Origin of the sequence: Nocardia aurantiaca (genome assembly GCF_009708175.1) — a bacterium.
Taxonomy (GTDB): domain Bacteria; phylum Actinomycetota; class Actinomycetes; order Mycobacteriales; family Mycobacteriaceae; genus Nocardia; species Nocardia aurantiaca.
The window spans coordinates 236,941-257,574 of sequence record NZ_WMBB01000005.1; the positions used below are offsets into that span (position 1 = coordinate 236,941).

Sequence of the window (20,634 nt, forward strand, 5' to 3'; positions counted from 1 at the left end):
ACGTCCCTGTCGCACGGGGTATTCCGTCCGCGCGGGCATTCCTCAGCGGTGACTGCGGTGGGCGGTCTCGGGGCCGATGAGGCGGAGGCGGTCGAGGGCCTCGATGCTCGTGGATCCGGGCGGCGGCGTGAAGAGGCGGAGGCGCTGATCCGCCGCCTGGGTCTGGAGCATTTCGAAGTCGAATTCGATGAGGCCGATGGCGGGATGCATGACGCGCAGCCGGCTGTCTCGGCGAATGGCGACCTCATGCCGCTGCCAGAGCGCGGCGAATTCCGGACTGGCCGCCTCGAGCCGGTCGATGAGGGCGGTCGAGGGGAGGTCATAGCCGCGACGTGTCGCGGCGGCCCGCAGGTCCGCGACGTGCAGGCGGCCGAGATGATCGTGTGCCTCGACAGGGTAGGGCTCGCGCACCAGCGGGTCGGTGAACCAGCGCCACAGGATGTTCCGGTCCGGCTCCTCGATCGTGCACACGCACCCGAACAGGGCCTCGGCCATGGCGTTCTGGGCGAGGAGGTCGCCGAGATCGGTGAGGAGCTGGGCCGGTGTGTCGCCGAGCCGGTCGAGCAGGTAGAGCAGGCTGGGGCGGACGTGGTTTCCGGCGCGGGCCCCCTCGGGCGGGCGATGACCCGCCAGCAGATGCAGGTGGTCCCGTTCGTCCTCGGTCAGCCGCAACGCCTGAGCGAGCGCGGCGAGCAGTTGGGTCGACGGCTGCGAGCTGCGGGCCTGTTCGAGCCGCATCACGTAATCGGCCGACACCCCGGCCAGTTGGGCCAGTTCCTCGCGGCGCAGTCCGGGCGTGCGGCGACGCGGTCCGGCGGCGAGCCCGACCTCCTCCGGCCGGAGCCGCTCACGTGAACGGCGAAGGAAGTCCGCCAGTTTGGCGCGGTCCATCTTCATGTCATCCATCCTCGCGTCCTCGGCCCAGCCCCTGCCACGCACGCTAGGAGAGCCGATCCTAGGGAAACCGCTCCCCTCCTCTTCGCCATCCGCCGCTGGCAATGTCGCTGGCATGCAGCCGATGAAGACAGAGACAGACATGCGAGAGCTCACCGTGGGCGCCGCGACCGTGCCGTATCGGGTGATGGGTGCGGGCCGCCCACTCGTCCTGGTGCACGGGGGCGGTCCGGGCGCGAAGGCCTGGGACGGCGTGGCCGGGGCGTTCGCGGACGCCAATACGATTGCGCTTCCGAATCTTTCGGGAAGCGATTTGGCGCGTGACGATGACCGTGAGCTCACGGTCGAACTGCTCGCCGAACAGGTAGCCGCCGTGATCACCGATCTCGGGGCGGGACCCGCCGACGTGGTGGGTCACTCGCTCGGCGCGGTGGTGGTCGCCGCGCTCGCCGCCCTCCGGCCCGATCTGGTCCGCCGTGCTGTCCTGGTCGCGGGCTTCGCCGGGCCCGGCGACGATTACACCCGGCACGCCATGACCGCCTGGCGTGATCTGCTCGATGACGCGGACACTTTCGCGCGATTCTCGATGCTGCTCGCCTTCAGTCGCGCCCATCTGGGGTCGATCGGGCGCGCGGCCGTGGACGAGCTCGCCAGGGCCTTCCGGTCGACTCCGGGCCGCCGCCGGCAGATCGAACTCGCCCTGCGCCTGGACATCCGCGACCTGCTGCCCCGCATCCAAGCGCCGACGCTGGTGATCGGAGGCACCTACGATGGGCTGGCCGCCGTCGAGAATTCCCGCGAGGTGGCCGCCCTCGTTCCGAGAGCGGCGTACCGAGAACTGGACAGCGGTCACGTCGTGATGGCCGAGCGCCCACAGGAATTCGTGCGACTCGTCCGCGACTTCATTCAGTGATCCCTCGGGGTGGACGGCGGCGCGGCGGGCTCAGGAAGTCCAGTACTGCACTTGCTTTCCGTCGGTGTCGGCGATGAACACGACCGCGTCGGCGTCGTTCACATCCGCCGGGGTGAGCGGGATGTGGCCGCGCACGATCGGTGCGCTCGTGCCGATGGACGGCGGCAGGGCGGCGCGCAGGGCCGGTGCCGGGAACAGGGTGCGGCGGGTGGTGGATTCGGCCAGCAGCCGCTGGAGAGTGTCCGGATCACTGTCAGGGGCGGCATCGGCGGCCAGGACCAGATAGCGGTCGCCGAGGGCGAGGCCGACGAGCGCACCGGCGTTCGGCCACGCGTCGCCATTCGGTCTGTGGCGCAACAGATGCGCGTTGTGCGCGAACACCAGGCTCGGCCCTCGGTGCTGCTCCTGAGCGACGATCGCGAGCAGGTTCTCGGCCATCATCTCGGCGCGCAGGCTGAGCAGGGTCGCGATGCGATCGCGGGCGGGACGGGCCATGGCGGCGTGATACCGCAGCAGGCCCTGGGCGGTGCGCGCGTGGGCGAGGGCGAGGTCGCACCCGGCCGGATCGATGGGACGCAGGCCGGGAGCCGCGCGGTGCAGCGCGCTGGCGAGGTCGTCGGCGACGAGGCGCAGGGCGCGAGCGCGGTCGGAGTCGCCGACGGATGCGGCCGGATCGTACATGGCCACCGGGTTCGACCAGTCCGCGTCCTCACCGACCAGCGCGTCGAGGTCACGGACCGATTCGGGCCGCAGCGCGGTGGGCAGATAGTCGCTGACCCGGGTCAGCGCGCGTCGGGGACTCGGTGCGCCGGAATACTCCACCGGCGCGTCGAATCCGTGGATACGCACCCGATCCCGCGGCGCGCGCCCCGCATTGTGCGCGCGCAACCATTCGACGAGTTCGCGGTTGCCCGGCACCGCCCCGAACTCGTGGCTCAACCCGGTCGCGAGCACCGTGTCGATATCGGCCGTTGCCCCGGCCACGTAGTCGTCGACGATGGATGCGGCGAAGAAGTCGGTCTCCAGCACGATCGACCGGTACCCCCGGCCGACCAAGTGCGCGAGAAACTCGTTGCGCAGCAACGGGAAAGCCTCGATGCCGTGCGTCGGTTCGCCGAGGCCGAACAGGGCCGGCGGTTCGATCCGCGCGGCCAGCAGTTCGTCGAGGGCTCGGCCCAGACTCGCCGGGTCGTCGAGTCGGCGGCCGATTTCACGCAGTGCGGTGGCTATGGACATGAGTACCCCTTTCGGAAGAAACTCCCTTCGAGACTATCGTTGAAGATTCGGTTGAAACTTCTTCGAGGAATGCCTCGGTATGCCGCGTAAAGCCTCAACGGGAGGTACGAGCTGCGACCCATCGACCTCGCCCGGGAGCACGGATTGTCCGCCCAGGCGATCCGCAACTACGACGATGCGGGCATCCTCCCGCCCGCCGAGCGCAGCGCGACCGGCTACCGGATCTACACACCTCTGCACGCGCAGGCCCTGCGCGCCTTTCTGGCATTGCGCGGCGGCCACGGACATCGGCGCGCCGTGGAGATCATGCGCGCGACCAACAGCGGCGACACCGAGTCCGCCTACCGGCTCATCGATGCCACGCATGCCGCGTTGCGGACCGAACGCGACACCCGCGCCGAGGTCGCGACGGCCCTGGGGGCGCTGTCCACCACGCTGCCGATCCCAGCGCACGGCAGACCTGTCACCGTGGGCGAGCTCGCGCATCGGCTCGGTGTGCACCCGGCGACGCTGCGCACCTGGGAGACCGAGGGAATCCTGCACCCCGACCGTGACCGGGCGACGGGATACCGCCTCTACGGCCCGGATTGCGTCCGCGACGCCGAGATCGCCCGGCAGCTCCGCCGCGGCGGCTACCTGCTGTCCCAGATCGCGCAGTTCCTCGAGGCTCTGCGTGAGGCGGGCGGCGCGGAAGCGTTGCGCACTTTCCTCGGCTCCTGGCAGGACCGGCTGACCATGCGCAGCCGCCACCTGCTCGCCGGTGCCGCCCAGCTCGACGCCTACCTCACCCTGCGCGACCAGACCTAGCGCGTGTCAGCGGACGTGTCGGGCCGGTGTCAGGTCGGCATCAGCGATGTCCGCGAGAGTAATTCGCATGAACAGCACGGCGATCGCAGCCTCCGTGGAGCGAAAGCTACACGCGGACAACGGTATCCAGCTGTTCGAACGAATGAATTCCGCAACGGATCGCAAGGAGTGCACCATGACCATCACCCTGACCGACCAGGACACGCTCACCCTGCGCACCGCCGCCTACGGCGCGGTCTCGCTGATCTCCGCCGCTGACGCCGCGGGTGGCTCGCCGCACAAGGCCGCCACCCAGGGCAGCATCGCTCTCGGCTCGGCGACCGGACTGGTCGGGCACGTCCTCGCCGAGAAGGCGACCGGGGTCAGCCTGAAGAGCAAGTCCGTCGCCGAGCTGGCGGACCAGGTGCTGCCCGCTCTGACCGCGGCCATGGGCCTGCTCGGCAAGCAGGATCCGGCCGAGGCCGACAACTTCCGTAGCACCGTCCTCGTCGCTGTCGAGGCGGCCGCTCGGAGCCACGAAGGCCGGCCGGGCCCCACCGTGGCCGACATGACGAGCAAGATCATCGCGGCTCTCGACGCCGCGTGCTGAGTGGCGCAGGCGCGTCACGGCGTCCGCCTTCCGGATGCCGTGACGCGTGCGGTGCGCCGAACCAACCGGCGCGGGGGAATGTCAGACGTCCAGCCCCGCGGTGAAGACGGCCGGGTCAGGGCCGATTCGATTGCCCTGATCGAGGCCGTCGATGCGCTGCATCTGGTCCGCGGTCAGCTCGAAGGAGAACACGTCGAAGTTCTCCCGAATGCGGGACGGCGTGACCGACTTCGGGATCACCACATTGCCGAGCTGGAGATGCCAGCGAATGATCACCTGGGCCGGGGTCCGGCCGGTCTCGCCGGCGATATCGACGACGACCGGGTCCTTCAGACCCGCACCCTGGCCGAGCGGACTCCAGGCCTCGGTCGCGATGCCGTGCTCGGCGTGGAAGGCCCGGAGCTCGGCCTGAGCCAGGTGCGGATGCAGTTCGATCTGGTTCACCACCGGGGTTTCGCCGGTCTCGGCGATCACGCGCTCGAGGTGGTCGCGGTTGAAGTTCGAGACGCCGATCGACCTGATCCGGCCCTGGGATTTCAGTTCCTGGAAGGCGCGGAAGGTGTCGACGAAACGACCGGCCCGCGCCACCGGCCAGTGAATGAGGTACAGGTCCAGATAGTCCATGCCCAGCCGTTTCATGCTGGCGTCGAAGGCGCGCAGGGTGGAGTCGTAGCCCTGCTCGGAGTTCCACAGCTTGGTGGTCAGGTAGACCTCCTCGCGCGGCAGGCCGAATTCGCGGATGGCGCGGCCCACTTCGACCTCGTTGCCGTAGATCGCGGCGGTATCGATGCTGCGGTAACCGGTTTCCAGTGCGGTGGTGACGGCGTCGAACGCTTCCGCGTCGGCGATCTGGAACACTCCGAAACCAAGCGTCGGAATCGCGTTTCCGTCGTTCAGGACGTGCGATGGCACTGCGCTGGTCTCACTTCGAAAGGTCATGCCAATCGACTATAGAAGCCGAGTCCGCACCAAGATCGAGCGGTTGGCTGGGGTCGGACGGTGAGGCTCTGCTGGGCATAGTCGACGGGGCCGCGGACGTCGGTCTTCTGTCGGCTGTCGCCATGGCCGGTCGACGCGAACGGCCTGATCGTCGGCGAGGACTCCTATCATTCGGGCCCGGTGGAGATCCGCACGCTGTCCTTCGACGAACTGTCCGGGAATTACGTCGAACTCGTGCACCAGGGGGTGTGGCAGCGGTGAGACTCGGCATATGGAAGGCGAATCGGACATGACGGACCTATCGGTGGCACCCCCGGCCGGGTCGATGGAGAACCCACCCGTGCGGCGCGCGGATATCGCGACCCTGCTGCTGGACCGCCTCGGCGACGAGTGGTTGGGCCTGCGCACCCGTGAACGGGATTGGACCTGGGACGCGGTGGTGCGGGAGTCGGCGGCGCGCGCCGAACTGGCTCGGGACCTGCGGCGCGACGGGCCCTTTCACATCGGGGTGCTGCTGGACAATGTGCCCGATTTCGTCTTCTGGCTGGGCGCCGCCGCGCTGGCGGGCGCGACCCTCGTCGGCATCAACCCGACGCGCGGAAAGGCCCAGCTGGAGGCCGACATTCGCTATGTCGACTGCCAGCTGATCGTGACCGACGCGGCGGGGATGGCCCGCCTGCGCGAGCTGGATCTGGGGCTGGAACCCGAGCGGTTCCTGCTGGTCGACGATCCGGCCTACGCCGAGTCGGTCCAGGCGCACCGGGTGGAGCCCGCCGCCCATGCGGGCCCGGAAGCTCTGCTGCTGTTGCTGTTCACCTCCGGCACCACCGGCACCTCCAAGGCGGTCAAGTGCACGCAGCGCCGCCTGGCGATGATCGCGTACGCGGCCACCGACAAGTTCGGGCACGTGCGCGAGGACGTCGACTACTGCTGTATGCCGCTGTTCCATGGCAACGCCATCATGGCGCTGTGGGCTCCCGCGCTGGCCAACGGCGCGACCGTGTGCCTCACCCCGAAGTTCTCGGCCTCCGGATTCCTCTCGGACGTGCGGTATTTCGGTGCGACGTTCTTCACCTACGTGGGCAAGGCCCTGGGTTATCTGCTGGCCACCCCGGCGACGCCGGAGGATGCCGACAACAGCCTGGTGCGGGGTTTCGGCACCGAGGCGTCGGTGGCCGACCAGGCCGAATTCCACCGCCGTTTCGGGGCCGAGCTGTTCGAGGGCTATGGCTCCAGCGAGGGCCCGGCGCTGGCCGCGCTCGACCCGAGGGCGCCCGCCTCGGCGCTCGGGCGTCCGGCCCATCCGGGTGTCGCCGTGGTGAATCCGGAGACCCTCGCCGATTGCGCGCGAGCGGTATTGGATGAATACGGCCGTGTGTTGAATCCCGACGAATCGGTTGGCGAGATGATCGACAAGGCGGGCGCACTCGTCTTCGAGGGCTATTACAAAAACGAAGCCGCGGATGCTGAACGTTTGCGGAACGGTTGGTATTGGACCGGCGACCTGGGATATATCGACGAAGCCGGATTCCTGTATTTCGCCGGACGAAAAGGCGACTGGCTGCGCGTCGACGGCGAGAACACCTCGACACTGTTGATCGAACAGGTGATCCGCCGGCATCCCGCGGTCATCGCGGCCGCGGTGTACGGGGTGCCCGATCCGCGTTCGGGTGACCAGGTGATGGCGGCTATCGAGGTGGCCGACCCGGCGGCCTTCGATGTCGCCGAGTTCGCCGAATTCCTCGCCGCCCAGGACGATCTCGGCAGCAAGGGTGCGCCCCGGCTGCTGCGTGTCTCGGGCAACCTCCCGGTGACCGGCTCGAACAAGGTGCTCAAACGCGAACTCCAGGAACAGCGTTGGCACACCGCTGAGCTGATCTATCGCTGGATCGGTCGCGGCAGGCCGGAGTACGCCCCTTTCACCGATTCGGACAAATTGGAACTCGAGGCCGAGTTCGCCTCATTCGGGCGCTCGAACCTGTTCTAACCCTGACTCTATGACTCGCGCGGACTTTCGTTACGATGCGATTATCGAAGGCTCTGCAGGGAGGGTTTGTCTTGTCTCGCCATGACGATCGATTGTCCGAAGCCGATACGCCGAGGGGGCTGACCGACGGCGCACCGCTGCACATCGATCTCACCGATACCGATCGCCGCATTATCGACCTGCTGGTCGCTCCCTCGCGGGCCTGGTTCAGCCCGCGCTTCTACGGCATGGAGAACTTCCCGGAGCAGGGCCCGGTGCTGCTCGTCGGCAACCACAGCCTGGCGGGCGGCACCGACGCCCCGCTGCTCGCGCATGAGATTCTGGTGCAGCACGGTCGGCTGGTGCGGGGGCTCGCCGAAAATGTGCTCATCGATGTGCCTGGACTACGAGATGTGTTGCACCGCTGGGGAATTGTCCGCGGCAACCGCCACAACTGCACCACCCTGCTGGAGCAGGGCGAGGCCGTGGCGGTCTTTCCGGGCGGCGGCCGTGAGGCAATGCGCGGCAAGGGGCAGAAGTACAAGCTGCTCTGGGAGGGGCGCACCGGCTTCGCCAAGATGGCGATCCGGGCCGGCGCGCCCATTGTCCCCATCGCCATGGTCGGCGGCGACGACATCTACGACATCGTCTTCGACGGCGACCACCCGGTCATGCTGCCGTTGCGCAAGACCGTCGAGGGGCTGGGCCTGCGCTCGACCCTGACGCCCCCGCTCATCCGCGGCCTCGGCCCCACCCTGGTGCCCAAGCCGGAGCGTTTCTACTACTCCCTCGGCACCCCGATCGACACCAGCCCGTGGCGTGACGTCGAGGATCTCGAGGCCGCCGCCGGTGAGCTGCAGGCCGTGGTGAAGAAGGCGCTGGAAGGCGAACTGGACTTCCTGCTGGCCGAGCGCGACCGTGACCGGGGTCGCAGTCTGCTGGGTCGCACGCTGACCCGCTTCGGCCTCTGAGCGCACTCCGAGCTGCCCGTAGGTTTACCGGGGTTCAGCAGCTCCGTTCCGCGACGTCAAAGGCGACCGTCGCAGTTCGGACCACTTTCTCCGCCCGTGAAGTTAACCTCCGTTCGACTTTCGAGTACCGTATTGAGCACAGGCGATGGTGCCGATGTGGTCACTGTAGGAGGTTGGCGTGGAGCGCACCCTTTTCGAACCCGAACATGAGCTGTTCCGGGAGTCGTTCCGTAAGTTTCTCGATCAGCATGTGGCTTCCCGGCATGAGCAGTGGGAGCACGATGGCATCGTCGATCGCTCGGTCTGGCTGGAGGCCGGCAAGCAGGGGTTCCTCGGCATGGCCGTGCCGGAGCAGTACGGCGGCGGAGGCGTGCAGGATTTCCGCTACAACGCCATCGTGACCGAGGAGGTCACCAAGGGCTTCTACTCCGGCCTGGGTTTCGGTCTGCACAATGACGTGATCGCGCCCTACCTGCTGGAGCTGGCCAACGAGGAGCAGAAGCAGCGCTGGCTGCCGGGCTTCTGTTCCGGCGAGATCATCACCGCCATCGCCATGACCGAGCCCGGCACCGGCTCGGATCTGCAGGGCATCAAGACCCGCGCGGTCCGCGACGGCGACGACTGGATTCTCAACGGCGCCAAGACCTTCATCACCAATGGCATCAATGCCGACATCGTGATCGTGGTCGCCCAGACCGATCCGTCGAAGGGCGCGATGGGCTTCTCGCTGCTCGTGGTCGAGCGCGGCATGCCCGGCTTCGAGCGCGGCCGCAACCTGGACAAGATCGGCCTCAAGGCGCAGGACACCGCCGAGCTGTCCTTCACCGATGTCCGCGTCCCCGGCAAGAACCTGCTGGGCACCGAGGGGCAGGGCTTCATCCACCTGATGCAGAACCTGCCGCAGGAGCGCCTGTCCATCGCCGTCATGGCCGCCGCCGCCATGGAGGCCTGCCTGGACCTGACCTGCCAGTACGTGCGCGATCGCAAGGCGTTCGGCAAGCCCATCGGCGCCCAGCAGAACACCCGTTTCGTGCTGGCCGAGCTGGCCACCAAGACCACCGCCGTGCGCGTGTTCGTGGATCGCTGCATCGAACTGCTGAACCAGAGCAAGCTGACCGTCGAGGAAGCCGCCATGGCCAAGTGGTGGTCCAGCGAGGAGCAGGTCGACCTCATCACCAGGTGCCTGCAGCTGCACGGCGGCTACGGCTACATGCGTGAGTACCCGATCGCCAAGGCGTACATGGACGCGCGCGTCCAGACCATCTACGGCGGCACCACCGAGATCATGAAGGAGATCATCGGGCGCAGCTTGAAGCTTGCCTGATCAGAGGCGTTTCCTCGACTCAGGAGGCGGCCGGTGTCCCGTCTGCGTCCCGTCTCAGCTCTGAAATTTGTTCGTTTCGAACGGGGTACTCAGTGGGGGTATCCCCTTCGGGGCGGGTGAAGACGGACTCGATCGCGGCGCGCGTGTGCGCGTCCTGATCGGGCCACAGATGCGTGCAGACCCTCAATGTGGTTTCGGCGTCGGCGTGCCCCAACCGGACCTGAACGGTCTTGACCGACGCACCGTTCTGGATGAGCGCTGAGGCGTAGAAATGCCGCAGATCGTGCCAGGTGAAGCAGCTGGGCACCTTCGGTTGCTTGGCTGCCGCGCGAAAGCGTTCACCCATCCCGTCCGCGCACCACGGATTCCCTGCCTTGGTGCTGAAGACGAGGTCATGCCGCTCGCGCTCCACACAGGACAGAAAACCACTGAGCGCTTCGTGTGCGTCCGCCGGCACGCGCTTCTCGACGATCTTGGGTTCGAACGAGGAGCTCGTGTCACGAGGGACATCGATCTCGACGGGCCCAATCTCGGTGACGACGGTTTTCGATCGAGTTCCGTTGCGGGAGTTGCCAGTTCCGCGTCCGGCTGGGTCGTGCTTCTCATAGCCGATGTGCTCGGTCATCTCCGCCTCGAGGGCGGTTTCGAGCACGGTCTTGGTGAGCTGGTTGAGTAACCCGCCCGGCCCGACCAGATCGATGCCCTGGGATTTGGCCTGGGCCAGCAGCTGTTCGGCCAGTTTCTTGGTCTCCACCGCGTCGTTCGCCACGGCGGCCAGTGTCTCCGACATCAGTCGGTCCTTCCCGCCGAACCGTCAGGTTCGGCCGATCGGACCGAGATCAAGATCCGCCGTTATCCCGGCTCTGTCGCACTTCCGGTGGTGATCGACGCTAGCCCAGAAGGATGCGGTGGCGAAGTAGCTGGAAGCTGGCCCGGCCATACATTTGTCGTTTGATCAGTTTGGTTTTGGTGTTGACGCCTTCGATTGGCCCGTTGCTGTAGGACAGGGTGAGGCCGGCGACCGCAGCGGCGTGGTCCTTTTCAAGGCCGCGCAGGAAAGGATCGAGCTCTGCGAGTCCTGCTTCACGGACCTGCTTGATCCATGCGTCGAGGTCGCTGCCGCGCCGTTCGGTCATGATCGCAGCGAATTCGCCGACGAGCCTGGCCAGGTCGGTCATCTCCGGGCAGGCGGCCAGGAGTTCGTCGAGGTGGGTGCGCCGCCCGGCGGGCAGATCGGCAGGCTTGCTCAGGATCCAGGAGGTGAGCCGCCTCGGTGAGGGCATCAGCCGGTCGCCCTCGGCGCGGCCCTGGTTGAGGTATTTGTGCAGTAGATTGATGCCGCCGGTATAGCCGAGAGCTTTAATCTCGCCGAACAGGTGCAGCACCGGGACACCTGGCTCGGCTTCGCGGCGCCTGCGCAGATGGTCGCGGTAAGGATCCACCAGGCAGGCACGATATTGCGGCGGGCGACGCAGCTGATTCGGTTCGGCCGCGCGAGCGTAGCGCTTGACGGTGTTGAGCGCCAAGCCCAGACGCCGGGCGCAGTCCAGCAGTCCGACACCGTTGTCGAGCAGATTGTGAACCGCATGCCAGCGCTCCAAAGTCGTTGTCTCGCGGGTCAATGTCTGGCGTTTCGGCCCGGCCGCCGCCCAGCATCGAGCGTGCGCGGCGACAGCGGTCTCGACCGCTCCGGCCAAGCCGTGCCACAGGTGCCAGCGATCGCTGGCCTGCACCGCCGCAGGCAAAGACCGTCGGATCGCTTCGGCGTAAGCGGCCGAACCGTCCCGGACGACGATCTCGACACCCGAGTGTTCGCGCAGCCATGCCTCGAGCGTTTCGGACCGACGATCCGGCAGCACATCGACCCTTTGATGGGTGACGGCATCGATAAGCACTGTGCCATAATGGTTTCCACGGCGAATTGCGAAATCGTCCACGCTCGCCACCCGAGGAACCGGCCGTTGCGGCACCGGGATGCGCAGCAACACCCGCACTGCGGTGTCGCGGGACATGCGAATCGGCAAGGCCGCGAGCACGCGGACCGCGGCTCGCCCGGCCAGTTCCCGCACGACCGCCCGCACCTGGCCGGTCAGGCGGGCGGTGCGGCGCTGGTAGCGCTCGAGCACGCCCGGAACCTGTTCGCGAAACGTCTTGCAGCACTGCGGCGTCGAGCACATCAGTCGCCGGACGCGCACCCGCACGAACACCAGCCGACCGTCCAGCGGCAGGTCCGCGACTGTCCGGTCGTGGTAGCTGTGCACCCGCGCCGACTCGGCACCACACCGTGAGCACACAGCCGGGTACGAGGCCGTCCTGGCTCTCACGACAACCCGCTCACCCTCTACCGCCACACCCTCCATGACCAGCGGCGACAGCCCCGAAAATGCCAGTCGGACACCACTATTCACCTCAACCACCGAGGCATCATGCCGTCAACCCGCCCCAAATCACCACCGGAAGTGCGACAGAGCCGTTATCCCGACACTCCCAATCCGAAGGACTGACCAGCGGATGTCGCGTCGGTCGTTCGGCTCGATGCGGGCGCGGAAGATGTGACAGCGCCGTGAGGTCGGCGGTGACGAACCACAGGGCGGTGTGGGTCATTGCACGCGGATGTTGTTTTTCTGGCTGGTACCTCTGGTTGAGGTTATGGTCATCGACGTGTTGGACGCTGGGTGTTCGCGCGAGGCGAGGCGAAGTGTCATGGTCTGGTCTGGTGACCCGGATTGTGGAGTGGTTGCGGGCGGGGTATTCCGACGGTGTGCCCGAGCGTGATTACGTGCCGTTGTTCGCGTTGCTGGCCCGGCGCTTGTCCGAGGACGACGTGCGGTTGGTGGGTCGACGCGCTCGTCGAGCGCGGGGCGCTGCCCGCGGGCAAGGTCGACGTGGGTGTCTTGATCACCAGGCTGACACACGACATGCCGCGGGAGTCCGACCTGGAACGGGTACGCGCCCAGTTGCGTAGGGGCGGTTTGCTTATCGATGAGCGCTGGCTCGAACCTGGGTCGGCGTCGTGAGAATGGTGACCTGCACCGCGGGCCGCTTCGAACCGTCCCGCTCGCGGCAATGCACCGCGTTTGTCGGTACTGTCGCGCGGTGGGGAACGAATGTCTGATCTGTGAAAAGCATCGTGGCGTGGGGCGCTTGATCGGCCCGGTCATCTGATCCGATGGCTTGGTGGTGGTGACGCACCGTCCGCTCTCCGAGGGCGTACCGATGCCTGGCTACCTCTTCGTCGAAACAGTCCGTCACGCAGCGACTTTGGCTGACTTGACCGACGCCGAGGGTGCTGCCATCGGATGGGCGGTGCAGCGCGCGGCTTGCGCGCTGCGCACCGATCCGCGATTACGGGCCGCAGCGTCGCGCACTTCCACCGACATGTGTTCGTCCGGCCCGCAGGCACTCCCGACACCGTGAGCTGGTTCGCGTCCTGGAGCGATGGACCGCGCATCGATGAAGCCATGCTGGCTGCGCGAACGGCTCGCTGCATCTTTCACGAAAAACGACGCACGGTTCCAACTCCTCGCCAACCCGGGCGGCTCCTCGGATCCGCCGTGAGCGGTATCGTGCCCCTGCAGGTCAGCAGTACACTGATGTTTTCCTTGGCGGTAGTCGACCGGACCGCGTCCCCGAGCACGTCGAAGCAGCTGCCACCTCTCGGTCTGCGAAACCGGAACCAATGGTCGTCTGGATGCCTCGCTCGCCGCGTCGGTGCACACGGTGATCAGAGGTCGACTGCGGCGCGCGGCGTCAGAATGCCAGAACTGATGCTTTCTGGTCGGAGGTCGCATGGGCGAGGTATCCACCGGTGAATCGCTCATCCTCGGTGACCTCCTTGCCGATTGGTGCCGGAAGGGACAGGTCGTAGGGGCCCTCGGGCAGCTCGATCTCGGCCAGGATCAGACCGGTTAGGTCGCCGTGGAACTCGTCGACGACGAAGGTGTGGTGGCCGACCTGCCAGACGTGGCGTGTTTTGCGCAATGTTGCGGCGGGTAGCAGGCAGAGGGTTTCGTACTCGGCCTCGTCGAGGTAGATGTTGGTGATCGCAGCTGTGGATGGTGTGTTCTCGTCCGGGCGAACCTTTTGACAGAACTTGTAGACGACCTGCGAGCCGACCTCGACGCGGCGCAATCTGAGCCGGGTACTGAGGATATAGCGATCCTCGATGACCCGAGGGGCCGAGGCTTGGGTCGGCAAACTTCTGAGCAGGAAACGTCTCTCGCTTTCGATCTTGGCGTATTTTCCCAGGCCGGGCCGTCTCAGCCAGTTCATCACATCATCGTTCACGCTCGCGAGGCTATCGGGCTTCGCGCACGGTCGGATCTGTGGTGGTGGCGCCGGATCATCCACCACCACAACACACACGCGAGTCCTGCGGCGGTGCTGCCGCAGTCCGGGGACCTGGCGGCGGGATGTCGTCGACTGGCTGGCGCGCGAGGCGAGCACGGACAGGGTTCACCTCGCGGTGCCGGCGTGCCGGCGATCGGAGGTTCCGGAACGGACCGGTGGCAGTCCGAGGTTGTCGCGCAGCGTGGTTCCGGTGTAGTCGGCACGCAGTACGCCGCGGTCCTGGAGCAATGGGACCACTCGATCGACGAACTCGTCGAGACCCCATGGCACCAGGTGGGATCCGAGGATGAAGCCGTCGGAACCGTCGTCGTTCACGAATTCGTCGATGTGCCGCGCCACCTGGGCCGGGGTGCCGACCAGGGGACCGCGTTCGAACTGGTCGATGACCACCTCGCGCAGGCTCAGCTTCTTGGTCTCGGCGACCTCGCGCAGGCGTCGTGCGGTGGCGAAGCGGTCCTGGTGAACGAAGGCGCGGCCCTGGATGATCGGCGCGGCATCGGGATCCGGATCGATGGTCGGCACGGGGCCGTCGGGGTCGTAGCCGGACAGGTCGCGGTTCCAGATCTGCTCCAGCAGAATCAGCGCGGTCTGGCCTGTGACCTGTTCGTTTCTGATGGCGTGATACTTCTCGACCGCCTCGGCTTCGGTGTCTCCGAGTACGAAGCTCGCCGACGGCAGAATCTTGATCTCGTCGGCTGAGCGACCCGCCGCCACCGCGCGCGTCTTGACGTCGCGGTAGAACTCGGCCGCCTCGGGCAGCTTGCCGTAGGGAGAGAAGATGGCATCGGCGTTCGCGGCGGCGAAGGCGCGGCCCTGCGGCGAGACGCCCGCCTGCAAGATCACCGGCCGCCCCTGTGGGCTGCGCGGCACGGTGAATCGGCCGGCGATGTCGAATTGGGTGCCGTGGAAGGCGAATTTCCCGGCGTCGGCGCGGGCCAGGAAGCGGCCGGAGCTCTGGTCCGCCACCAGATCGTCGTCGTTCCACGAATCCCACAGCGCGTGTACGGCATTCAGGGTTTCCTCGGCGCGGGCATAGCGGTCGGCCGGGTCGAGGTAGCCGCCGCGGCGGAAGTTCTGCCCGGTGAACGCGTCGAAGGAGGTGACCACATTCCACGCGGCGCGCCCACCGGAGAGGTGATCGAGGCTGGCGAACTGGCGGGCGAGTTCGTAGGGCTCGTTGAAGGTGGTGTTGATGGTGCCCGCCAACCCGAGGTGCTCGGTGACCGCCGCGATCGAGGCCAGCACGGTGAGGGTGTCGGGGCGGCCGATGATGTCCTGATCGAAGATCTGCCCGGCGCGCTCGCGCAGGATGAGTCCTTCCGCGAGGAAGAAGAAGTCGAACCTGCCGCGTTCGGCGGTGCGTGCGGTGTGCTCGAAGGTGGCGAAGTCGATCTGGCTGCCGGCCCGCGGATGCCACCAGGCGGTGTGATGGTTCACCCCACCGAGGTAGGCGCCGAGGATTACCTGCTTACGGGATGTGCTCATGGGTGACCTCGCTCAGGCGTTCGCGTATCGATTGGGGACGACGGTGGGCAGGCCGAGCAGGCCCCGCAGGGTGGTCTCGGCATAGCCGGTCCGGAACCGGCCGCGGCGTTGCAGGACCGGCACCAGGACCTCGGCGATGGCGCTCAGATCATCGACGGCCACCCCGGGCCGCAGGCGCACGCCGTCCACACCGGCGTCGTGCCATGCGATGAGCAGATCGGCCAGTGCTTCGGCGCTGCCCGCGAAGACCGCTGCGTCGGAACGGAATTCGCTGCCGGTGAGAGTGTCGAGGCGAACGAGTCGTTGCGGACCGGTGGCGTCGGCGGTGTCGAGGAATACCACCAGGTCGGCGTAGACGCGCAGCGGTTCACCGAGCCGCCCGACGCGTTCGGCGGCCGCCGCGACTTGACGCAGCAGCGGAGCGGGCCCCTCGTCGAGGGTCGGGGTGACGAATACCAGATCCGCACCGCGGGCGGCGAATTCGTAGATCAGTGGCGCGTGCGCCAGTGCGGTCACCACCGGCTGACCTTGCGGCGGGCGCGGTGTGATGGAGGGGCCGCGCACGCTGAAGAAGCGCCCCTGGAAGTCGACGTAGTGCAGTTTGCCGCGGTCGATGAAGCGCCGGGTGGCGACATCGCGGATCTCGGCGTCGTCCTCCCAGCTGTCCCACAATCGGCGCGCCACCTCGACTGCGTCGGCTGCCTCGTCGAACAATTCGCTCACTGCGGGCGGGAACCGGCCTGAGGCGACCGCCTCGGCCAGCTCGGCGGTGCTCAGGTCCTCGATGTCGCGCCGACCGAAATGGCCTGCTTCCGCGGCGGTTCCGGACACCCGGACCTGCCATCCGGCCCTGCCGCGCGAGGTGTAGTCGAGTGTGGCGATCGCCTTGGAGACGTGGAACGGTTCGGTGTGGGTGGTGGTGACCACCGGGACGAGCCCGAGATGACCGGTCACCGGCGCGAGGCGGGCGGCGATCAGTTCGGCATCGAGGCGGGCACGGACCCGGTCGACCGCGCCGTCGGGCGCCGGTGGCACGGTCAGGGTGTCCTCGATGGTCACGAAATCCAGGAGTCCGCCTTCGGCGGTGGCGACGAGGTCGGTCCAGTAGCGTGCGCCGAACAAATCGGCGGGCCGGGAGTTCGGTTCTCGCCAGGCCGCCGGATGCCAGCCCGCGCCGTCGAGCGCCGCGCCCAGGTGCAATGGTGTCGCCATAGTTCTCGGTTTCCGTTCTCGTGCCTCGCGCCACGCCGGACCGGCGTGCGCCCCCGTCACGACCCTGGCCTGGGGCCGTCGGGCGGTCAATGTTTGAGATCGGGCTGATCGTGTGGAAATACCCTGGCGTACAGTGGAATTGACGATGTGAGGGGTACCTCGTCGCGAATCGTTCAGTTTTCCGCGACGGTTGGTGGTGTTCGGCTCGAGCTGCGGTCAATGCCGGACTCGGGCGACGGCGGCGGCCACGATACGCGGCACATGACTCAGATCGCCTTTTCCCCGGATCAGCTGGTGGCGCAACGCTATCGCGACCTCGATCCGACCTCACCCCCAGAATGGAACCCGGCTGCTGCGGGTGCTGCACGAGCATCGCTCGATACGCCGCTACCTCCCCGATCCAGTGCCGGACGAGGTGCTGCGCCTGATCGTCTCGGCCGCCCCGTATGCGCCGACCTCGTCCAATCTGCAGGTGTGGAGCGTGATCACGAACGCAAGGCACGGCTGGCCGCCCTGGCCGGTGATCAGGAACACATCCGGCAGGCCCCGGTGCTGCTGGTCTGGACGGCGGATCTGGCCCGGCTGCGCGGGCTGGCCGCCCAGCGCGGGGCCCAACTGGACGGAGCCGACTTCCTGGAGTCGAGCTTCGTGGCGTTCCTCGACGCGGGGCTGGCCGCGCAGAATGCGGTCACGGCAGCCGAATCCCTGGGCCTGGGCACCGTCTACATCGGTGCGATTCGCAACAACCCCGAGCAGGTGACAGCCGAATTATCGCTACCGCCCGGGGTTTTCGCGGTGGTCGGCCTCGTCGTCAGGATCCCGGACCCGAGTGAGGACGCGCGCGTCAAACCGCGGCTGCCGCAGGCCGTCGTGCTGCACGAGGAGACCTACGACGCGACCGGTGAGGCCGAGCACATCGGCGAGTACGAGACGCGCGTCGCCGCGTTCTACGCCGAGCAGACCCTGGCGCATTCCTGGATCGGCCGGGTGCTGGACCGGCTGGGCTCCTCCGCCGCGCTAGAGGGTCGCGATCGGTTGCGCGACCACCTTACGGCCCAGGGCTTCCCGCTGCGCTGAAGCCGAGCGGGATTCGGATCAGCCCGAGCGGGATCGGTGCCGATCCGGGAGCCCACTGATTACCGTTGGACCGGTGAATCTGGATCTCGAGGGTAAACGCGCGATCGTCACCGGCGGCAGCCGCGGCATCGGATTGGCGGTGGCGCGCGGGTTGGCGGCCGAGGGCGCGGATGTGGTGATCGCCGCCCGCACCGCCGAAACGCTGGAGACCGCCGCACGTGCCGTGGCCGCGGAATCGGGCCGGCGCGTGATCGCGGTGCCGACCGACACCGGTGACGACGAGCAGGTACGGGAATTGGTCCGGCGCACCGTGTCCGAGCTGGGCGGCGTCGACATCCTGGTCAACGCGGCCGCGACGCCGTGGAGCGCGGGCGCGCCCGCCGACCTGGCAGCCACCGGCGACGACGTCGTCCGCCGTGAGGTGGAGATCAAGGTGCTCGGGTATCTGCGCACCGCCCGCGCCGTCGCCCCGCACCTGGTGGCGCAGGGCTGGGGCCGGATCATCAATATCAGCGGACTCGGTGCCCGCCAGGCCAATTCGATCGCCCAGACCATCCGCAATGTCGGTGTCTCGGCACTGACCAAGAACCTAGCCGACGAACTGGGGCCGCACGGCGTCAACGTCACCGTGGTGCATCCCGGCCTCACCCGGACCGAGCGGCTCACCGAGCGCTTGGGACAGGAATCCGCTCGCACCGGCCGGCCGGTGGCCGAGCTGGAGCAAGAGGCGGCACGAAACTCCTTGCGGCGCATCATCGACGCCGAAGAGCTCGCGCACGTGGTGACGTTCCTGGCGTCACCCCGTGCGGTGGCCATTACCGGCGATGCCATCGCCGCGGGCGGCGGTGTGCCGGGTCCGGTCTACTACTGACCACGGCTCTACTACTGGCCATGGTGGCCGGGTACTGCCCGGCCACCATGGTTCACCCGCGTATGCGGGAGTTCACCGGCGCGCGCGGGCGAGTTGCTCGACGGCGGTGATCATGCGGTCGATCTCCTCGTTCGGCGATATTGCCGGTGCCTGCCTCGAATCGGCCGGGCGGGGTCTGGAACAGCGATCGTTCCACGGTCACGTCGCTGATCACGTTCCCGCCGCCTTGCCGGGTCGGAAGGTCCTGGAGCACTCCGGATTTGCCGTAGACCGCACCGATTCCCGTCGGGCCGAACAGCTTGTGGCCGGAGAACACGCGGTATCTGCTGCGGCGCTGTGCGCGTCATCGCACGACCGTGATCGTGGTGTGTGCGGGCGCGCTGGTGTCCAACCTGCTCACCGCGGCGCTGTCGATGCTGGTCCGCCACATTGTCGACACCCTCACCGCGACAGCTGATTCGGTGCTGCCGTGGGTGGCGGCGCTGCTCACGCTCGGGATCGTCCGCTTCGCCGCCGGATACGGGCGGCGGGTCGGGGCCTCGCGGCTGTCGCTGGACGTCCAGCACGATCTGCGGCGCGACCTGTTCGCGGCGCTGCTGCGGCTGGACGGGCGGCAGCGAGCGGGTCTCTATACCGGGCAGGTGGTCAGCCGCACCATCACCGATGTGACGCTGATTCAGATGTTCCTGCAACTGCTTCCGCTGGTCGCGGGCAGTGTGGTGCTTCTGGTGGCCTCGCTGGCGCTGATACCGGACGGGTTGTGGATGCCGGTCCCGCGACAGGGGTTCTCGACGTCCCGAGCCACGACTACACCCGTCGGCTGTTGTCGGCGGTGCCGGGACCGCCGGTGGCGAAGGCGGATCTGGTCCGCGCTGTCTGAGAGTGGATTCACCGCACCCATCGACGAAGACATCACGTGTGCTTCACGGCTCCGGTGAGCAGATGGTCAGCGCCGCAAGGGCGGTCCTCTCGGCCAGGATCCAGGGTCCTGGCCGAGAGGGTGGGCTAGGGTAGGGGGCAGGTCAGGCCGCGAAGAAGTCGAGGCGCGAAGCGGACTGGATTTCGCTGTAGTGGGAGGCGTCGCCTTCGATGACCTGGCTGGGGTTGCCGTTGACGTCGACGGGGATGTCGCCGGCGAGGGTGATGCGGTGCAGTTTGCGTTGCTGGTCGCCGAAGTCGGCGATTCCGTAGTGCTGGGTGGCGCGATTGTCCCAGATCGCGACGTCACCGAGTCGCCAATTCCAGCGGAATGTATTCTCCAGTTTGGTGATTCGTGCTTGCAGCAGGTTGTAGAGGCTGTGGAACTCGGGCGTGGCCAGGTCGCGGAAGCTCTTGGCGAAGTGGCCGAGTAGCAGCGAGCGTTCACCGGTTTCCGGGTGCACCCGGACGACGGGGTGCAGGGTCTTGTATTCGGTGCTGGTGAATTCCTCGTACTGTTTGCCGATGTTGGACTGGCCGGACTGGGCGACGTAGTCGTAGAGGTTGCTGTGGGTGGCCCACAGCTGCTCGGTCAACGCGCGCAGCGATGTCGGCAGCTGTTCGTAGGCAGCGACGGTCGATGCCCACGTGGTGGCTCCACCATAGCTGGGGAGGGTTACCGAGCGCAGGATCGACGCTTTGGGGATGCGGTCGACGAAGGTGACGTCGGTGTGCCAGCTGTTGGCGGCGCCTTCGATGGTCAGCAGCTTGGTGCCGAGGGAGGTGAGGGTCGGATGCGGTTCGGTCGGAGTGCCCAGCAGCTGGGCGAATTCGTACTGCGATTCGTCGTCGAGGTGTTGCTGTTCGGTGAACACGATGACCTTGTGGATCGCCAGCGCCAGCCGGATCGCTTCCACCTGCTCGGCGGGGATGCCACCGTCGAGCCGCGGGCCGGTGATCCGTGCGCCGATGTGCTCGCCCAGCTTGTCCACGGTGATTCCCGCCTGAGCGAAAGTGGCCGCGGCGTCGGCCTCCCGGGCCGCTCGGTCGTCGATGTGTGCCAATGTCATTGCCTGTACTCC

General features: G+C 67.4%; 17 protein-coding genes and 4 pseudogenes. 10 read left to right on the forward strand and 11 right to left on the reverse strand.

All coding sequences use genetic code 11. The annotated features are described in order from the left end of the window. Positions 1-42: 42 nt before the first annotated feature. A complete protein-coding gene (locus tag GLP40_RS12255) occupies positions 43-891 on the reverse strand; it encodes a helix-turn-helix transcriptional regulator (protein ID WP_230329534.1) in 849 nt (282 codons plus the stop codon). 127 nt (positions 892-1,018) lie between these two features. Between GLP40_RS12255 and GLP40_RS12260 the strand changes: the two genes are divergently transcribed. Further along, positions 1,019-1,807, forward strand: a complete 789-nt coding sequence (locus tag GLP40_RS12260; protein ID WP_230329489.1) for an alpha/beta fold hydrolase — start codon at positions 1,019-1,021, stop codon at positions 1,805-1,807. 30 nt (positions 1,808-1,837) lie between these two features. Here the strand turns inward: GLP40_RS12260 and GLP40_RS12265 are convergent, their stop codons facing one another. Next, on the reverse strand, positions 1,838-3,043 hold the full coding sequence (locus GLP40_RS12265; RefSeq protein ID WP_154787989.1) for an erythromycin esterase family protein: 1,206 nt from the start codon (positions 3,041-3,043) through the stop codon (positions 1,838-1,840). A 111-nt stretch (positions 3,044-3,154) separates the two neighbouring features. Here GLP40_RS12265 and GLP40_RS12270 point away from each other — a divergent pair, with 111 nt between their 5' ends. Together GLP40_RS12270 and GLP40_RS12275 are read left to right on the forward strand one after the other, a co-directional pair. Beyond that, complete coding sequence (locus GLP40_RS12270; RefSeq protein ID WP_154787990.1) at positions 3,155-3,850, forward strand: TioE family transcriptional regulator; 696 nt, start codon at positions 3,155-3,157, stop codon at positions 3,848-3,850. A 175-nt stretch (positions 3,851-4,025) separates the two neighbouring features. Then, complete coding sequence (locus GLP40_RS12275; RefSeq protein ID WP_154787991.1) at positions 4,026-4,439, forward strand: hypothetical protein; 414 nt, start codon at positions 4,026-4,028, stop codon at positions 4,437-4,439. An 81-nt stretch (positions 4,440-4,520) separates the two neighbouring features. Here the strand turns inward: GLP40_RS12275 and GLP40_RS12280 are convergent, their stop codons facing one another. Then, positions 4,521-5,378, reverse strand: coding sequence for an aldo/keto reductase (locus GLP40_RS12280; RefSeq protein ID WP_154787992.1), 858 nt, complete (start codon positions 5,376-5,378; stop codon positions 4,521-4,523). A 325-nt stretch (positions 5,379-5,703) separates the two neighbouring features. Between GLP40_RS12280 and GLP40_RS12285 the strand changes: the two genes are divergently transcribed. The 3 genes from GLP40_RS12285 to GLP40_RS12295 all read left to right on the forward strand — a co-directional run bounded on the left by GLP40_RS12285 (position 5,704) and on the right by GLP40_RS12295 (position 9,639). Then, the gene (locus GLP40_RS12285; RefSeq protein ID WP_407671583.1) at positions 5,704-7,365 is read left to right on the forward strand and encodes an AMP-binding protein; all 1,662 of its coding nucleotides are present in this window, start codon (positions 5,704-5,706) and stop codon (positions 7,363-7,365) included. A gap of 71 nt (positions 7,366-7,436) precedes the next feature. After that, complete coding sequence (locus GLP40_RS12290) at positions 7,437-8,315, forward strand: lysophospholipid acyltransferase family protein (RefSeq protein WP_230329490.1); 879 nt, start codon at positions 7,437-7,439, stop codon at positions 8,313-8,315. Positions 8,316-8,493: 178 nt separating this feature from the next. Further along, complete coding sequence (locus GLP40_RS12295; RefSeq protein ID WP_328290049.1) at positions 8,494-9,639, forward strand: acyl-CoA dehydrogenase family protein; 1,146 nt, start codon at positions 8,494-8,496, stop codon at positions 9,637-9,639. Positions 9,640-9,658: 19 nt separating this feature from the next. Here the strand turns inward: GLP40_RS12295 and GLP40_RS33750 are convergent, their stop codons facing one another. The 3 genes and pseudogenes from GLP40_RS33750 to GLP40_RS12305 form a co-directional block, all read right to left on the reverse strand. Beyond that, entirely contained in the window at positions 9,659-10,096 is a 438-nt protein-coding gene (locus GLP40_RS33750) for a tyrosine-type recombinase/integrase (RefSeq protein WP_328290104.1), read from the reverse strand. Continuing rightward, positions 10,097-10,429 (reverse strand): annotated as a pseudogene (locus GLP40_RS33755) (transposase); the annotation flags it as partial. A 100-nt stretch (positions 10,430-10,529) separates the two neighbouring features. Next, entirely contained in the window at positions 10,530-11,999 is a 1,470-nt protein-coding gene (locus tag GLP40_RS12305) for an ISL3 family transposase (RefSeq protein WP_230329536.1), read from the reverse strand. Positions 12,000-12,337: 338 nt separating this feature from the next. Here GLP40_RS12305 and GLP40_RS33760 point away from each other — a divergent pair. Beyond that, positions 12,338-12,656 (forward strand): annotated as a pseudogene (locus tag GLP40_RS33760) (DUF3349 domain-containing protein). A 733-nt stretch (positions 12,657-13,389) separates the two neighbouring features. Here GLP40_RS33760 and GLP40_RS12315 read toward each other — a convergent pair. The 3 genes from GLP40_RS12315 to GLP40_RS12325 form a co-directional block, all read right to left on the reverse strand. Then, on the reverse strand, positions 13,390-13,926 hold the full coding sequence (locus GLP40_RS12315; protein WP_154787996.1) for a CYTH domain-containing protein: 537 nt from the start codon (positions 13,924-13,926) through the stop codon (positions 13,390-13,392). 168 nt (positions 13,927-14,094) lie between these two features. Then, positions 14,095-15,474, reverse strand: a complete 1,380-nt coding sequence (locus tag GLP40_RS12320; protein ID WP_154787997.1) for an NtaA/DmoA family FMN-dependent monooxygenase — start codon at positions 15,472-15,474, stop codon at positions 14,095-14,097. Positions 15,475-15,486: 12 nt separating this feature from the next. Next, on the reverse strand, positions 15,487-16,686 hold the full coding sequence (locus GLP40_RS12325) for an LLM class flavin-dependent oxidoreductase (protein ID WP_154787998.1): 1,200 nt from the start codon (positions 16,684-16,686) through the stop codon (positions 15,487-15,489). A gap of 415 nt (positions 16,687-17,101) precedes the next feature. On the opposite strand from GLP40_RS12325, the pseudogene GLP40_RS12330 reads away from it, so the two are divergent. After that, positions 17,102-17,763: pseudogene (locus tag GLP40_RS12330) on the forward strand (nitroreductase family protein). Positions 17,764-17,836: 73 nt separating this feature from the next. After that, positions 17,837-18,634 carry an SDR family NAD(P)-dependent oxidoreductase gene (locus tag GLP40_RS12335; RefSeq protein ID WP_328290050.1) on the forward strand — a complete coding sequence of 266 codons (798 nt, stop codon included), beginning with the start codon at positions 17,837-17,839 and terminating at the stop codon, positions 18,632-18,634. Between the two features lie 130 nt (positions 18,635-18,764). On the opposite strand, the pseudogene GLP40_RS12340 reads toward GLP40_RS12335, so the two are convergent. Continuing rightward, positions 18,765-18,950: pseudogene (locus tag GLP40_RS12340) on the reverse strand (aminotransferase class V-fold PLP-dependent enzyme); the annotation flags it as partial. Positions 18,951-18,990: 40 nt separating this feature from the next. Here GLP40_RS12340 and GLP40_RS12345 point away from each other — a divergent pair. Then, entirely contained in the window at positions 18,991-19,572 is a 582-nt protein-coding gene (locus tag GLP40_RS12345; protein WP_196054638.1) for an ABC transporter transmembrane domain-containing protein, read from the forward strand. Between the two features lie 84 nt (positions 19,573-19,656). On the opposite strand, the gene GLP40_RS12350 is transcribed toward GLP40_RS12345, so the two are convergent. Further along, on the reverse strand, positions 19,657-20,622 hold the full coding sequence (locus GLP40_RS12350) for a TauD/TfdA dioxygenase family protein (protein WP_154788001.1): 966 nt from the start codon (positions 20,620-20,622) through the stop codon (positions 19,657-19,659). Positions 20,623-20,634: the final 12 nt, after the last annotated feature.